Below are 16,208 nucleotides of genomic sequence, written 5' to 3' on the forward strand. Positions count from 1 at the left end.
GAATTGACTGTGCGTTATTATTTTCACTTTTAAAAAAGTAAAATCAAAACAGCTCAAGGCTGAATCTTTTAATAACATATGGTCACTCAGTTTCAATTGAGACTCTAATTTGTTTGCCTCACTACCTAAGTAGCTTGGCTGTTAGAACTCAATCTGTACGAGTGCCCACACAGATGATTGCTTTATATTGTTAAAGAACGTTTTGAGTCGCCTTAGCGCCTCAAGGGATGCGAATAATACACCCTTTATTTTTCGAGTCAACACTTAATTTTAAACTTTCTTTTGGAAGATTTAAAACCGAAGTTTTATTTAACTCTGTGAGTAGTTCGTGCCTTGCTATGCTTCAGCGTTTCCCGTCTCAGTGGGGTCGCATTATAGGGAGCGGCGGATTTTACGCAAGCGTTATTTGCATAAAATAGTAATTAAAATTAAGCCCCAAGCAAGCGCACACGATAAACACAAGTTACCCACAAAACCCTGTTGATAACTCTGTTTTTGAACTTTAAAACTAAACACTTTTATCCTGATGTGATAAGTTGCGGTCACTTTTTTTAACTCATGTATTTAGGCAGTATCCATGACAGACATAATAAATAGTATAAGTGCCCTTCTATGGGGGCAAGTTCTCGTCTACTTATTAATAGCAGCGGGCCTCTTCTTTACTTTTCGACTAGGCTTTATTCAATTTGTGCAATTCCCACATATGTTCAAAGTTATGTTTGGTTCTCGTAAATGTGCCGATAACGAAATTTCATCCTTTCAGGCTTTTTGTACTTCGTTAGCTGCCCGCGTTGGTACAGGCAATATGGCTGGTGTTGCTGTTGCCTTATACCTAGGTGGTCCGGGTGCTATTTTTTGGATGTGGCTTATTGCATTAATAGGTATGGCTACAAGCTTTGCTGAAAGTACTTTAGCTCAGGCTTATAAAACAAAGGATGTTGAAGGCAATTTTAGAGGTGGCCCTGCTTATTATATGCAAAACGGTTTAGGTAAACGCTGGATGGGAACTTTATTCTCGCTATGCTTAATTTTAGCCTTTGGTTTGGTATTTAACGCCGTACAGTCAAACTCTATTGCTGCAGCATTTGAAGTAGCGTTTGATGTACCTAAGTATATAGTAGGCATTTGCTTGGTTATTGGCTCTGGTATTATTATTTTTGGTGGTTTGAAAACGATTTCTCGTTTTGCCGAAATGGTTGTGCCATTTATGGCATTAGCTTACTTGTTAGTGGCTCTTTATGTATGTGCTATTAACTTTACTGCACTCCCGGATGTACTCGCCCTTATTATAAAGAGTGCTTTTGGTATTGAACAAGCTGGTGCAGGTGCAATTGGTTATGGTGTTACACAAGCTATGATCCAAGGTATAAAGCGTGGCTTATTCTCAAACGAAGCTGGTATGGGTAGTGCAGCTAATGCCGCAGCNCCCGCCTCATCCAGCATCACAAGGTTATGTGCAAATGCTAGGTGTATTTATTGATACTATTGTTATTTGTACAGCGACTGCTTCTCTTATTTTACTATCGCAGCAATTAATACCTGAATCTGGTGTTATGGGGATTGAACTTACACAAGCAGCATTACAAGAACATGTCGGCGACTGGGGTACTTACTTTATTGCCATAGCTATATTGTTTTTTGCTTTTACTTCTATTGTGGCTAATTACTCTTACGCTGAAACAAATTTAATGTTTTTAGAGCACAACTCTAATAAAGGTATGTTTATCTTTAGACTTGTTGTTTTAGGTATGGTGATGTTTGGTGCTGTTGGTGAACTGGGATTAATTTGGACGCTGGCAGATATATCAATGGGTTTAATGGCCATTGTAAACGTTATAGCGTTATTTATGCTTTCAGGTGTTGTTGTGTGGCTCTCTAAAGATTATAACGAGCAACGCAAGAAAGGCCTAATACCTACCTTTGATAAGAGTAAACATCCTAAACTTGCTAAAGAGGTTGATCCCGAGGCCTGGAAATAAACAATAAACAGCGAGCTACGGCTCGCTTTTTTAGTTCTAAAAATAACAAATATTACGCTTAACCATCTCATTTCTTATAAATAAAAAGTTATATTAATTTTAAAACTATTTTATATTTAATTACGTAGGATATTTGAATTAAGTTATCTATAAAAAGGAGACCCGATGGATGACATAACAAAAAAATACAGTATAGACACTACTGATTACCAAGTTGGGCAAGATAATGTACAAAAGTGGGGATTTGATATCCATAACCCAGTATTTGGCATAAGCGCTTTCTTAGTTGTTTTATTTGTAATACTTACCCTAGTTTTTGACCCTACCGTTACCCGTGATGCACTAACCTCGACTAAAGACGCCATAATTAATCAATTTGATAGTTACTTTATGTTACTAGCCAATGCTTTTGTAATATTTTCCGTTATTTTAGCATTCTCTCCTTTGGGTAAAATTCGTTTAGGCGGCGTAAAAGCTCGTCCAGAACATGGCTATATGTCGTGGCTTTCAATGCTGTTTGCAGCAGGAATGGGTATTGGCTTACTGTTTTGGGGAGTTGCTGAGCCAACTGCATATTATACTGGTTGGTATCATATGCCTATGGGCGTTGAGCCAAACTCACCGCAAGCACACTCATTAGCTTTGGGTGCAACCATGTACCACTGGGGTTTACATGGATGGGCGATTTACGCTGTTGTTGGATTAAGCTTGGCTTTTTTTGCATTTAATAAAGGCCTTCCTTTATCTATACGTTCTGTTTTTTATCCATTATTTGGTGATCGTGCCTGGGGGTGGCTTGGTCATATCATCGATATACTCGCTGTACTGTCTACTTTATTTGGTTTAGCTACATCGCTAGGCCTTGGCGCTCAACAAGCTACCAGCGGGATAAATTATCTGTTAGGCACTGATTATGGGACTGCTTTTCAAATATCTGTTATTGGTTTAGTAACGTGTATTGCAATTTTCTCTGTTATTAGAGGTATTGAGGGCGGTGTTAAAGTACTGAGCAATGTTAATTTAATTTGTGCATTTATTTTATTATTAGTTGTTATTGCCCTTACTTTCTCTGATGCAATTACTGCTGTTTGGTTTACCCTTGGGGCGTACGCAGAACACTTTGTAACTTTAAGCAATCCTTTTAATAGACCCGATGAAGATTGGATGCACTCTTGGACTGTGTTTTATTGGGCATGGTGGATATCATGGTCGCCGTTTGTTGGGATGTTTATTGCTCGAGTTTCAAAGGGGCGCACTGTACGCGAGTTTTTACTCGTCGTCATTGGCCTACCAACGCTTCTTAGTTTGGTTTGGATGGGGGTATTCGGAAATATGGCAATTACACAAGTTATAGATAAAGTTGGCCCACTTGGACAAAATGGTTTAACTGATATCTCAGTGACTTTATTTCAGGTATACGAGCAGTTACCACTTTCAAGTTTTATTTCTATTATTTCTATAGCACTCGTTTTGGTATTTTTTATAACGTCGTCTGATTCAGGATCGCTTGTAATAGATGGTATAACTGCGGGCGGTAAAATAGATGCACCAGTGCCACAACGTATATTTTGGGCTACAGTCGAAGGCGTGATTGCAGCAGTATTGCTTTGGGTTGGTGGCTCGCAAGCATTGCAAGCGCTTCAGTCGGGCGTAGTTACTACAGCTTTGCCGTTTTCAATAGTACTTATTTTAATGTGTATTGCGCTTATTCAAGGCTTGTTGAGCGAGTATCCAATTTACAAAGCTCAGAGTAAACTGCAATAACAATTTATCCTTTATAAGCGATCCTCAAGGGGCGCTTATAAAACATTAGCAATTCGTATAACTAAGTACTAAACGCATTTCTTATACTCCTATCTTAAATTTATTTTAGACACCGCACTTCTATTACATTCATTAATGCCACCCCTCGTTAAAACTTAGCTATTTTTAGAGAGCAAACCTTACGTTAGCAGAATTAAAAGCATTTGATTTACTAAAACATAGGTGCAGGAGTAATTGCCAAGAAAATTGAATAGCCAGCGTTCTGATTTTTTCTTTGTTATTAACAGGTGCTCTTATTCACAACTAATTATACCAATTCAGTTAATTTAACCAGATTAGATAAAAGCATTAACGGTTAAATACAAACTGGCAGCTTTATAAATGTATGATGATGAAACTTTAAGATATTAAAAAAATAGATATTAAAGGTAAGTAGGTATTAAAAATAAGATTGGGAATCTAAATAAGGATAATTTTTGAATATTTTAAAAATAGAAGTGATTTAGAATTTAAATGAATTTTATCTGAGGATTTTAGTAAAAATGGTGCCCGAGGCCGGACTTGAACCGGCACGACTTGTTAGTCGAGGGATTTTAAATCCCTTGTGTCTACCAATTCCACCACTCGGGCATCGAGTTTGCTAATTAAAGCGTGTGGAGTAAATTATATGGAGGCGGAACCCGGAGTCGAACCGAGGTAAACGGATTTGCAATCCGGTGCATGGCCACTCTGCCATTCCGCCTAAATGTATCCAAATAATTTGGAGCGGTACACGAGGCTCGAACTCGTGACCTCGACCTTGGCAAGGTCGCGCTCTACCAACTGAGCTAGTACCGCAAAATACTGTTTTATTAACTTTAAATTATCTTGGTAAAATAATTTAAAGTGGTGCCCGAGGCCGGACTTGAACCGGCACGACTTGTTAGTCGAGGGATTTTAAATCCCTTGTGTCTACCAATTCCACCACTCGGGCATCGAGTTTGCTATTAAAAGCAAGTGGATAAAACTAATATGGAGCGGTACACGAGGCTCGAACTCGTGACCTCGACCTTGGCAAGGTCGCGCTCTACCAACTGAGCTAGTACCGCATCATATTAATTCTAAATTAATCATTTTATAAATTACACTTGGTAATGCAATTAAACCACATAGTGGTGCCCGAGGCCGGACTTGAACCGGCACGACTTGTTAGTCGAGGGATTTTAAATCCCTTGTGTCTACCAATTCCACCACTCGGGCCTCGAGTTTGCTAATTAAAGCGTGTGGAGTGTTGAAATGGAGGCGGAACCCGGAGTCGAACCGAGGTAGACGGATTTGCAATCCGGTGCATGGCCACTCTGCCATTCCGCCCCAGTACGGGGTATTAACCTTAAGATAAACTTGGAGCGGTACACGAGGCTCGAACTCGTGACCTCGACCTTGGCAAGGTCGCGCTCTACCAACTGAGCTAGTACCGCATTTTATTTATCAGTTATTTGAATTAGCACATGATGATTTATGTGAACATTCAGGTAACTGATTAATTACCGTTTTGTTTATCTCGGGGGCTATGCCCTCTCAACACGGACGCATTCTACAGAGATTATTAAACGCGTCAATACAAAAAATGCTAGTTTTGAACTGTTTGCTTGTTTTTTATCTAAAACGGTGCGTTATTATACATTTAGAGTTAATTTTTAGTCAATTCACCCCATGCTGCACGTAAATATTGCATCATAGAACTCAAGGTTAAAAAGGTTGCAATGTACAGTAGTCCAAAACTTAAATAGTTCATCCATGTATCATATTGCCAAATCAAACCGATAATGGCTAACATTTGTGCAGCCGTCTTAATTTTACCCATGTTTGATACAGCGACATTACCACGCTTACCCTGCTCTGCCATCCATTCACGAAGTGCAGATATTATAATTTCACGGCTTATTATAATAAGAGCAGGTATAGTCATGTACATTGACTGGTACTGATCAGATAACGCTACAAGTGCCGCACATACCATTACTTTATCAGCAACAGGATCTAAAAAAGCACCAAAAGGGGTTGATTGCTCAAGCTTTCTTGCTAAATAACCGTCTAGTATATCGGTGATTGATGCAAGCCAAAAAATAAAGGCGGCAGCAAAAAATGCCCAGCTATAAGGCAAATAAAATATCACCAAAAAAACGGGGATAAGAAAAAGTCTAAATGTTGTAAGTGTGTTTGGAATATTCCACATAACTACTTGGATATGTCTTTTTGGCTATATTCGCATGAAGGGCTAGCCCTTGTCATGCAAATGGTTAAATATCTTCTCAGCCATGTCAGGGCTGATCCCAGGAACTTTCTTTAACTGTTCTATATTAGCAGCTTTTACACCTTGCATGCCCCCTAAATATTTTAATAATGTTTGGCGACGCTTAGAACCTACTCCATTTATTTCTTCTAATAGTGATTGTGTTCGTTGTTTTTGTCGTTTATTACGATGCCCAGCAATTGCAAAACGGTGAGACTCATCACGTATATGCTGAATCAAATGAAGCGCAGGTGCATCTGAATCCATCGGAATGGTTTTGCGTCCACCGTCAATCAATAGTGTTTCAAGCCCGGGTTTGCGACTCGTTCCTTTTGCAACACCTACTAATAAAGGCATTTTTGTGTGCGGCCAATTAGAAAAATACTGCTCAGCGCGCCCTAACTGCCCCTTACCACCATCAATAAAAATAACGTCTGGAATTTTGTCTTCATCTACTAATTTGTTGTAACGCTTGTTAAGTGCAAATTCCATTGCAGCATAATCATCACCACCGGTTATACCTGTTACGTTGTAGCGCCTATACTCTTTTGTATTTGGGCCTTGTGAGTCAAATACAACACAACTTGCAACGGTGTTCTCCCCCATGGTGTGGCTTATATCAAAACACTCCATTCGGGTAATATCGTCAAGTCGCAGTGTTGCTTTTAATTGTGCATAACGTTTATTAATAGAGTCTTGGGTACTTTGTTTAACCGCAATACTGTTTAATGCATTTTTATTTGCGAGTTGTAGGTATTGCGCACGTTCACCCCGAGTGACAACTTTAAGAGTTACTTTACGTTCACTTATTTGTGAGAGTGCTTCGCCGAGCGCCGCGCTTTCTTCTATTTCAAACGGTAATATGATTTCTTTTGCAATACGCCCTGTTGCACCTGGCGCTAAATAATATTGTCCTAAAAATGAGGTCAATATTTCTTGTTCACTCGAATCTTTAGGTACTTTTGGAAAATAGGTTTTACTACCCAGCACTTTATGATCGCGGATCATTAATAAATGAATACCGTTTAACCCGTTTAAATGCGCAAAACCGACAACATCCATTTCTGCAAAGTTACCAGAAATAGACTGTTGCTCCTGCATTTTACGAAGTAGCATTATTTGGTCGCGAACTTTTGCCGCTAATTCAAAGTTTAGTTGCAGACTGGCTGCTTCCATTTTTTTTATTAAATCAGCAATAACTTCGTGAGATTTACCTGTTAAAAACTTACGAACATAATCGACCTGCTCGCTGTAATCATCATCCGTTACTTTATTTACACATGGAGCTGAGCAACGTTTAAGTTGATATTGCAGACACGGGCGACTTCTTGCGCGGTAATAAGCATCTTCACATTGACGAACAGGAAATATTTTTTGCATTAAGCGCAAGCTTTCAGATACCGCTCCTGCGCTTGGGAAAGGCCCAAAGTACTCGCCTTTAATTTTACGACTGCCACGATGAAACGCTAAACGTGGGTGTTTATGGCTAGTTAGTAAAATATAGGGGTACGACTTATCGTCGCGCAATAATATGTTGTAGCGAGGCTGATATTTTTTTATTAGGTTATTTTCAAGCAGCAGCGCTTCGGTTTCAGTATTGGTGAGAGTGACTTCAATGTCACTAATATTACTCACTAAAACGCGTGTTTTGCTATCGGTAATATTACTTCTAAAGTAACTGCTAACACGCTTTTTTAGATGCTTAGCTTTACCAACATAAATAACTTGGCTGTCACTATCAAGCATTCGGTATACACCCGGCTCGCTTGATAGCGTTTTGAGAAAATGTACGTGATCAAATTCAGACATAAATTATAGTTAGTACGAAACGTCTATATCAATCATTTTATGACGAATAGCTAAATGGGTAAGCTCAACATCGCCACCTACATTTAACTTTTCAAACATACGGTAGCGATAGCTATTTACTGTTTTAGAGCTTAGATTTAAACGCTCTGCTATATCTTGTGCTTTTTCGCCTTTGGTGATCATAAGCATAATTTGCAGCTCTCGCTCAGATAAACTCTGAAAAGGGTTTTCATCTGTGCGGCCTGTTACTTGTGCAAGCGCTATCTGCTGTGCAATTTCAGGGGCAATATAACGCTGACCAGCATGAACGCAACGAATAGCACGAACCATTTCGTCAGAGCCTGCACCTTTAGTTAAAAAGCCATGAGCGCCAATTTGCATTACCTTGCTCGGAAACGGATCTTCACAATTAACAGTAAGCACAATAATTTTTACATCTGGGCAGTAACGACAAATCTTTTTAGTCGCTTCTAATCCGCCCATGCCTGGCATATTCATATCCATTAATACTATGTTTGGCGCATGCTGACGACAAAACTGTACAGCCTCTTCGCCAGTTTTAGCTTCGCCAATTACTTTAAACCCTCGTACGTCATCAAGAATACGCTTGATTCCTGTTCGTACAAGTTCATGGTCATCAACTAAAAGTACATTAATCAATGGAACATCCTCACTTACCTAACAACATGCAATTTAATTAAATTAATTTGCCACAGTAACATACATAAAGCGAAACAATAATTAATATTATTGCCTCGCTCTAATAGTTTAAGCTGACGATTTTTCGCTAAATCTGTCAACCCATAACGCAATGATACCATCACCCGTTACATTACACGCAGTACCAAAGCTATCTTGTGCTAAATAAAGTGCAATCATTAATGCTACAGCACCTTCATTAAACCCAAGCATGCTTGTTAATAAACCAAGCGCCGACATGACTGCACCACCTGGAGCACCTGGAGCTGCAATCATTACTACACCTAACATCATAATAAATGGCAGCATACCCATTAATGAAGGAACTTCCATGCTTGGCGATAAAAACATAACAGCCATTGCACAGGTTACTATTGTTATAGTTGAGCCAGATAAGTGAATAGTCGCGCAAAGCGGCACAGTAAAATTAGCTACATCTTCTTTAACATTATTTGCCTTACTTGATTGTAGCGATACTGGAATAGTTGCTGCACTCGACATAGTACCTAACGCAGTAAAGTAAGCTGGGAGCATATTTTTAACTAATTCGATTGGATTACGTTTTAACAATATACCTGTCGCTATATATAAAACGCTTAACCATAACCAATGCATAACAAGCGCAGCAACTAGTACTACACCAAATGTTTGCAATGTATCAACCACAGTGCCCGCTACCGTCATTTCGGCAAATACGCCAGCAATGTAAAATGGTAAAGCAGGTATAATTACTTTTGATAATAACCCGTCAATTACATCTCGCCCCTGATCAGACACCTTTTTAAGTGTATCAAGTTCTAATTGGCTCATGCCTATACCAAATACAAAAGCAGTCACTAATGCGGTCATTACACCCATCAGAGGTGGAATTTCTAAATCAATAAAACTGCCAATTTCAGTTGCAACTTCAGCTTCAAAAGTAATGCCACCACTTAAAAAAGGTATTACAGCACTTACTAATAAAAATGCAAGCGTACCTGCAATAATGGTAGAGCTGTAAGCAAACCCGACTGTTTTACCAAGTAAGTGACCAGACCCTTTTGGTAGGCCAGCAATACCCGATGCAATAAAAAACAAAATGATAAGAGGGATGGTAAAGGAGATAATTTGACCAATTAGCTCTTTTACTGTGAATAAAAGTTCAACACCAGTGATAGGTACGTAGAGTCCGACCAAAATACCGGCCACAATACCGGCAATTAATTTTAAGATTAACTTCATTTTGATTGCTTAATTGAATTTAGATACGTGTTTTTATCATGTTTTAGACGCATTGTGTGATAAAACTATTCAAGTTACATTCATATGTACAAATAACACACAAATGCGGCTCAATTTAACCTCTCTTTTGCATATTTTTTAATTTAGCTGAATTCTTACTCTTTAAATTTTGAATTAAGCCCGCACCTACAATAACTAAAGCACCGTTAATAATTGATTTTTATTTCGACTGGTTATAAGCCCAATAAATATATGTTATAGCCAAACTTTACTTTAGTTTTTTTAAACTCACAGTAAAGTGTGTATGTATAGTTAGTAGCAAAGGCTATTAGCACGTTGATCAGATTGTATCCAAAGGAACATTATGTCTACTATTTTTGAAGATAACTCACTAACTATTGGTAATACGCCGCTAGTAAAACTTAATCGTGTTACGGGTGGGAATGTATACGCTAAAGTTGAATCTCGTAATCCAAGCTTTAGTATCAAATGCCGTATTGGTGCATCAATGATTTGGGAAGCTGAAAAGTCAGGTCAGCTTGTTGAAGGTAAAGAACTTATTGAGCCAACATCAGGTAACACTGGTATTGCACTTGCATTTGTTGCAGCTGCTCGTGGTTACAAGTTAACACTTACTATGCCAAACACTATGAGCCTTGAACGTCGCAAGCTATTAAAAGCACTAGGTGCAAACCTAGTACTTACCGACGGTGCTAAAGGTATGAATGGCGCAATTGAAAAAGCAAAAGAAATTCAAGCAACCGCACCTGATAAGTATATTTTATTACAACAATTTGAAAATCCTGCAAACCCTAAAATTCACTTTGAAACAACAGGCCCAGAAATTTACGATGCGCTTGACGGCAAAGTAGACTTTTTTGTAGCGGGTGTTGGCACTGGTGGTACTATTACAGGTGTTAGTCGTTACCTTAAAACAGAAAAAGGTTTAAACGTTAAGTCTATTGCAGTAGAGCCAACTAACTCTCCAGTTATTAGCCAAACGCTTGCCGGTGAAGAAATTAAACCAGGTCCTCATAAAATCCAAGGTATTGGTGCAGGCTTCATTCCTGGTAATCTGGATATGGATTTGATTGATGCAGCTGAGCTTGTATCTAACGAAGATGCAATTGCAATGGCGCATCAGTTAATGAAAAAAGAAGGTATTTTAGTCGGTATTTCGTCAGGTGCAGCGGTTGTTGCAGCTAAGCGAATTGCTGAAAAACCTGAAAACGCAGATAAAAATATTGTTGTTATCCTACCTAGTGCAACTGAGCGTTACTTATCAAGCCCAATGTTTGATGAAGAGTTTAGTGAGCAAGAGCTAGTGCAATAAGCAATTTTAAAAGGATGCTTTAGGCATCCTTTTTTATTATTTATTATCCAATTTTCTATTTATTGCCCGCCATACCTTTACATCTTCATAGATAAACCACACACTTTAAAAAAACTAATTAATAATAATTAATATGAAAAAAATCACGAGTTTATTAAGTTTGGTTCTCTGTTTATTTTTATCAGCCTGCGGTGACGATACCAAAACACTTGGCGACACTCCTGGCGATACAGCAACCGCTTATTTTGATGCGCTTTATAACCAGCAAGACCTTCAAAAAGCCAGCACCATGGCAACACCCAACCTTACACGCATAATGAAATCCTACGGTACTGCTAAACAGTTTTCCCGTAACTTAGTAAATATGCAATACGATGAAGTAACCATTGAAGTTGATATGACCAATATGAGCGTCCGTGAGCAGTACGGTGATAATGCCAAAATAAACCTTATTTTTACCGGCTATTTAAATGGTGATAAAATTGACGAAATGCGCAGCGTAAAAATGCTTCGTAAAAAGGGAAAATGGTACATAGATAAAATTGTTGCCGACCCTTACGCTCGTTAAAAGAAATGAATTACACATAAAAAGGCCTTACATTTGTAAGGCCTTTTTGATCATGCTTGAGTTAGTATTTAAAGTAGTGCGCTACAGCTCACCTGGTTGAAAGTTATCAACTGCAATGGCTTTCTTTCGTAACTTATTAGCGTGATGCATTGCATCAGCATCCGTTTGCTCAAGTAACTTATTTTCAAGTGCATAGTTAATAGCGCCTTCAATATCAAGCGTTGTTGGCACACTGCCCTTGCGCTGCCATTGTTTTAAATCTTTAAACTGCGCTTGCATGTCGTGCATTGCTAAAAATGCATTTTCCATTACGCCTGTGCCTGCATTTTCATCTACATAACATAAGTGTGTTAAGCGGTTTCTAAATACACCCGGTTGAGTCATACGCTCACAAATACTTTGTGCTATTTCATCACTTGGTCTGTGGTAATGATTTCCAAGCGGGAACACGATACGTTTAAGGATAAAATTAACAACCGGATTTGAAAAGTTTTTAAAGAAGCCATTAAACGCTTGGCCAATTTCAAATAATGAGTTCTCAATTGCATATTTTACAAATGGTAAATCAGCTTGTTGGCGCCCTTCGTCTTCATAACGTTTTAAAACAGTTGATGCTAAGTACAAATGACTTAATACATCACCCAAACGTGCCGATATCATTTCTTTACGTTTAAGTTCACCGCCAAGCATTAACATAGCCACGTCTGTGCAAATAGCTAAGCCTCGGCTCATTCTACTCAATTGTTTATAATAAACAGCCGTTTCACCACCTACAGGCGCTTTCGCAAAGTAGCTACGTGTTAAGCCATGCACAAATGCCATGCCTGCATTACTTGCTGCAAATAGTATATGGTTCATTAATAAACCATCAAATTTTTCAAGTGCTGCGTCGTCATCTTCCATTGCAGCGGCTTCCATTTCTTTTAAAACAAATGGATGACAGCGTGTTGCACCTTGGCCAAATATCATTAAGTTACGCGTTAAAATATTTGCGCCTTCAACCGTAATTGATACTGGAATACCCATATAGCCATGCGCCAAATAGTTATTAGGCCCTACTTGAATTCCTTTACCTGAATGAATATCCATTGCATCGTTCATTACCGTACGACCCATTTCAGTCATATGGTATTTAGCAATCGCTGTTACAACCGACGGGCTTAATTTTAAATCAATCGCACCTGCGGTCATTAATCGGCACGACTCAAGTGTGTAAGTTAAACCACCAATACGTGCAAGTGCCTCTTGCACACCTTCAAACTGCCCTATAGATACACCAAACTGCTGGCGTACCATGGCGTATGCCGATGTCATTTTTGAAGCTAAATGTCCAGTTGCTGCACTCAATGCTGGTAGTGATATACCACGCCCTGCACTTAAACACTCAACAAGCATTCTCCAGCCACGCCCTGCACACTCTTGTCCACCAATGATCCAATCCAGTGGTATAAATACATCTTTACCGTAAGTGGTACCATTCATGAAGGCCATATTAAGTGGATAATGACGCTCACCCGTTTCGACACCCGGATGATCGGTTGGTATAAGCGCACACGTTATGCCTAGATCTTTTTTATCACCTAATAAAGCGTCTGGATCATACATTTTAAATGCTAAGCCGAGTACAGTAGCAACGGGTGCAAGCGTAATGTAACGCTTTGACCAATTTAAACGCAGGCCCATTACTTGCTCGCCATTGTGCTCACCCATACACACCACACCGGAATCAGGAATGCTGCCAGCATCAGAGCCCGCCTCTGGTCCCGTTAATGCAAAACAAGGAACATCTGTACCATTTGCTAAACTTGGCAGCCAACGATCTTGCTGCTCTTTAGTACCATAGTGAAGAAGTAACTCACCTGGACCTAAGCTATTAGGCACCATAACAGTGACTGCGGCTGTTAAGCTTTTAGTCGAAATTTTTGACACTATCGTTGAATTAGCAATTGCCGAGAACTCACGACCGCCAAATTTTTCAGGAATGATCAGCGCAAAAAAACCTTCTGTTTTTAGGTAATCCCACACTTCTTTTGGTAAGTCTTTGTCTTTTTGTACAATTTGATAATCATCAAGCATCGCCAATAAGGTTTCTACTTGGTTAGCCATAAATGCGTTTTCTTTATCGCTAAGCTCTGGTTTAGGAAAGCGGTGCAGTTTTTGCCAATCTGGGTTCCCACTAAATAACTCACCATCCCACCAAACATCACCTGCTTCCATCGCCTCTCGCTCTGTTTGCGATAATGGCGGAAGCACCTTTTTGAACATTTTAAACGTAGGACGACTAATCAAGTTTAGGCGAATATCTTTAACCGCAAAAATAACCACCACCACGACCAGCAATATTATAAATATTAACATGCGCACATTCCTTACACATTGAATGAAAATAGTAACTTAATTATGACCCATCTTAACTTAAATACAATCATTGCACGACGAGTCGTGAGCCTTAACGCATCCATTTTATTGTTTTAAACATCACTGCTATTATCAACGTTTTAATAACAATAAATTAAAGGAATAGCATGACCCCCTTTCGATTTAAATTAAGTCTGAGCGCCTTAATGGTAGCAAGTACTCTTGCTTTAACGGCCTGCGATGCAGAAGTAACGATAGACACTACTGATTCAGCACACACTAAAAAAGCTGTAACAGCTAAAGGTGCAAAAACATTTATAACAAACACAGAAAAAGAACTAAGTGCACTTTATTTAGAATCGAGCCGTGCAGAATGGATTTACGCAAACTTTATTACTCATGATACGTCGGCTCTATCGGCTGAAGTTAACCGTAAAATGACCGAAACAGTCGTGCGTTTAGCCAATGAAGCTGCAAAATACGACGAACTAGAGCTTGATTACGATGCTCGCCGTAAACTTGATAAACTAAAACTAGCACTTACACTTCCTGCCCCACAAGACGCTGATAAAACAGCGCAACTTTCACAAATTGTCGCAGAGCTTGGCGGGCTATACGGTAAAGGTAAATACTGTAAAGAAGACGGCAGCTGTTTAAGCCTTGGCGACATGACTTCAAAAATGGCCACCAGCCGAGATTACAACGAACTGCTTGATTTATGGCAAGGCTGGCGTCAAATATCAAAACCTATGCGCTCACTTTACGAGCAACAAGTAGCACTTACCAACGAAGGTGCAAAAGAGCTTGGTTATGCCGATACGGGCGCTATGTGGCGCAGTAAATACGATATGCCTGCTGATGACTTCACCACCGAGCTTGACCGTATTTGGGGCCAAGTTAAACCACTGTATAACTCGCTACACTGCCATGTTCGCGCAAAGTTAGGTGAAAAGTATGGCACCGACAAAGTACCTCAAGATCAGCCTATACCAGCGCACTTACTTGGTAATATGTGGGCGCAAGCATGGGGTAATATTTACGATGTAGTTGCACCAGAAAACGCCGATCCGGGTTACGACGTAACCGAGTTATTAGCTAAAAATAATTACGACGAACTTAAAATGGTAAAAGGGGCTGAAAACTTTTTTACCTCAATGGGTTTTGACGCACTACCAGAGACATTTTACGAGCGTTCACTGTTTGTTAAACCAAAAGACAGAGATGTGCAGTGCCATGCATCAGCATGGAATATCGATAGCAAAGACGATTTACGCATTAAAATGTGTATTCAGCGCACAGGCGAAGAATTTTCAGTTATTCACCATGAATTAGGTCATAACTTTTATCAGCGCGCTTATAATAAACAGCCTTTATTTTATCAAGAAAGTGCAAACGATGGTTTTCATGAAGCCATTGGAGACACCATTGCCTTATCGGTTACACCGGGTTACTTAAAAGAAATCGGCTTACTTGAACAAGTTCCTGATGAATCTAAAGATATTGGTTTATTAATGAAAATGGCACTTGATAAAGTCGCCTTTGTGCCGTTTAGCTTAATGGTTGATCAGTGGCGCTGGCAGGTATTTTCAGGTGAAGTAGCTCCGGAAAATTACAATAAAGCATGGTGGGAACTACGTGAAAAATACCAAGGAGTGCAAGCTCCTATCGCACGTAGCGAAAATGACTTTGATCCGGGTGCTAAGTACCACGTCCCGGGTAACACGCCTTATACTCGTTACTTTTTAGCGCATATTTTACAATTTGAGTTTCATCGCAGCTTATGTGAAATTGCCGGTAACGATAAAGCCATTCATCGCTGCTCTATTTATAACTCAAAAGAAGCAGGGGATAAGCTAAACGCTATGCTTGAAATGGGTTCGTCTCGCCCTTGGCAAGAAGCGCTTGAAACTGTAACAGGTAAGCCGCAAATGGATGCAACAGCAATGCTCGATTACTTTGCACCATTACAAACCTATTTAGATAAACAAAACGAAGGCCGCAACTGCGGCTGGTAATAAAGTAATGCACTTGTACAAAAACGACAAAGCCCGCTAAATTTAGCTGTCTCTTATACACAAATCCCTGCTAAGAAATTAGCGGGGATTTTTTTGAACTAAATCTCAATGTCATGATCAGATCTTCAAATCTTGTTTGAGGGCACATTATGATTAACGAACATACTCATTGGGCAAAACAACAATTCGG

At 39.4% G+C, this 16,208-nt stretch carries 9 protein-coding genes, 8 tRNA genes and 1 pseudogene; 5 read left to right on the forward strand and 13 right to left on the reverse strand.

Annotated elements, in window-relative coordinates; translation table 11 throughout:
* The first annotated feature begins 577 nt into the window (after positions 1–577).
* Together L655_RS01000000126180 and L655_RS0124720 are read left to right on the forward strand one after the other, a co-directional pair.
* A pseudogene (locus tag L655_RS01000000126180) lies at positions 578–1,979 on the forward strand (sodium:alanine symporter family protein).
* A 165-nt stretch (positions 1,980–2,144) separates the two neighbouring features.
* Entirely contained in the window at positions 2,145–3,743 is a 1,599-nt protein-coding gene (locus tag L655_RS0124720) for a BCCT family transporter (protein WP_024606600.1), read from the forward strand.
* Positions 3,744–4,286: 543 nt separating this feature from the next.
* On the opposite strand, the gene L655_RS0124725 is transcribed toward L655_RS0124720, so the two are convergent.
* The 12 genes from L655_RS0124725 to L655_RS0124780 form a co-directional block, all read right to left on the reverse strand.
* A tRNA-Leu gene (locus L655_RS0124725) sits at positions 4,287–4,373 on the reverse strand.
* 38 nt (positions 4,374–4,411) lie between these two features.
* Positions 4,412–4,485 (reverse strand) — tRNA-Cys (locus L655_RS0124730).
* Positions 4,486–4,504: 19 nt separating this feature from the next.
* Positions 4,505–4,580, reverse strand: a tRNA-Gly gene (locus L655_RS0124735).
* A 49-nt stretch (positions 4,581–4,629) separates the two neighbouring features.
* A tRNA-Leu gene (locus L655_RS0124740) sits at positions 4,630–4,716 on the reverse strand.
* 39 nt (positions 4,717–4,755) lie between these two features.
* Positions 4,756–4,831, reverse strand: a tRNA-Gly gene (locus tag L655_RS0124745).
* Between the two features lie 64 nt (positions 4,832–4,895).
* Positions 4,896–4,982: transfer RNA gene (locus L655_RS0124750), tRNA-Leu, on the reverse strand.
* Positions 4,983–5,019: 37 nt separating this feature from the next.
* Positions 5,020–5,093 (reverse strand) — tRNA-Cys (locus L655_RS0124755).
* 31 nt (positions 5,094–5,124) lie between these two features.
* Positions 5,125–5,200 (reverse strand) — tRNA-Gly (locus L655_RS0124760).
* Between the two features lie 212 nt (positions 5,201–5,412).
* Positions 5,413–5,958 (reverse strand): CDP-diacylglycerol--glycerol-3-phosphate 3-phosphatidyltransferase, encoded by a 546-nt coding sequence (pgsA, locus tag L655_RS0124765; RefSeq protein WP_032827134.1) that lies wholly within the window; start codon positions 5,956–5,958, stop codon positions 5,413–5,415.
* A gap of 42 nt (positions 5,959–6,000) precedes the next feature.
* Positions 6,001–7,824: an excinuclease ABC subunit UvrC gene (gene uvrC / locus L655_RS0124770; RefSeq protein ID WP_024599811.1), complete on the reverse strand. Its 1,824-nt coding sequence runs from the start codon at positions 7,822–7,824 to the stop codon at positions 6,001–6,003.
* Positions 7,825–7,833: 9 nt separating this feature from the next.
* Positions 7,834–8,484, reverse strand: coding sequence for a UvrY/SirA/GacA family response regulator transcription factor (uvrY, locus tag L655_RS0124775; RefSeq protein ID WP_007377972.1), 651 nt, complete (start codon positions 8,482–8,484; stop codon positions 7,834–7,836).
* 108 nt (positions 8,485–8,592) lie between these two features.
* The gene (locus L655_RS0124780; protein WP_024599812.1) at positions 8,593–9,744 is read right to left on the reverse strand and encodes a dicarboxylate/amino acid:cation symporter; all 1,152 of its coding nucleotides are present in this window, start codon (positions 9,742–9,744) and stop codon (positions 8,593–8,595) included.
* Between the two features lie 364 nt (positions 9,745–10,108).
* On the opposite strand from L655_RS0124780, the gene cysK reads away from it, so the two are divergent.
* Complete coding sequence (cysK, locus tag L655_RS0124785; protein WP_024599813.1) at positions 10,109–11,077, forward strand: cysteine synthase A; 969 nt, start codon at positions 10,109–10,111, stop codon at positions 11,075–11,077.
* Between the two features lie 133 nt (positions 11,078–11,210).
* Positions 11,211–11,645, forward strand: coding sequence for a hypothetical protein (locus tag L655_RS0124790; RefSeq protein WP_024599814.1), 435 nt, complete (start codon positions 11,211–11,213; stop codon positions 11,643–11,645).
* Between the two features lie 81 nt (positions 11,646–11,726).
* Here L655_RS0124790 and L655_RS0124795 read toward each other — a convergent pair whose 3' ends face one another.
* Positions 11,727–14,003 carry an acyl-CoA dehydrogenase gene (locus L655_RS0124795; protein WP_024606601.1) on the reverse strand — a complete coding sequence of 759 codons (2,277 nt, stop codon included), beginning with the start codon at positions 14,001–14,003 and terminating at the stop codon, positions 11,727–11,729.
* Between the two features lie 167 nt (positions 14,004–14,170).
* On the opposite strand from L655_RS0124795, the gene L655_RS0124800 reads away from it, so the two are divergent.
* On the forward strand, positions 14,171–16,018 hold the full coding sequence (locus L655_RS0124800; protein ID WP_024606602.1) for a M2 family metallopeptidase: 1,848 nt from the start codon (positions 14,171–14,173) through the stop codon (positions 16,016–16,018).
* Positions 16,019–16,208: the final 190 nt, after the last annotated feature.

It is taken from the genome of Pseudoalteromonas sp. TAE79 (assembly GCF_000498015.1).
Taxonomy (GTDB): domain Bacteria; phylum Pseudomonadota; class Gammaproteobacteria; order Enterobacterales; family Alteromonadaceae; genus Pseudoalteromonas.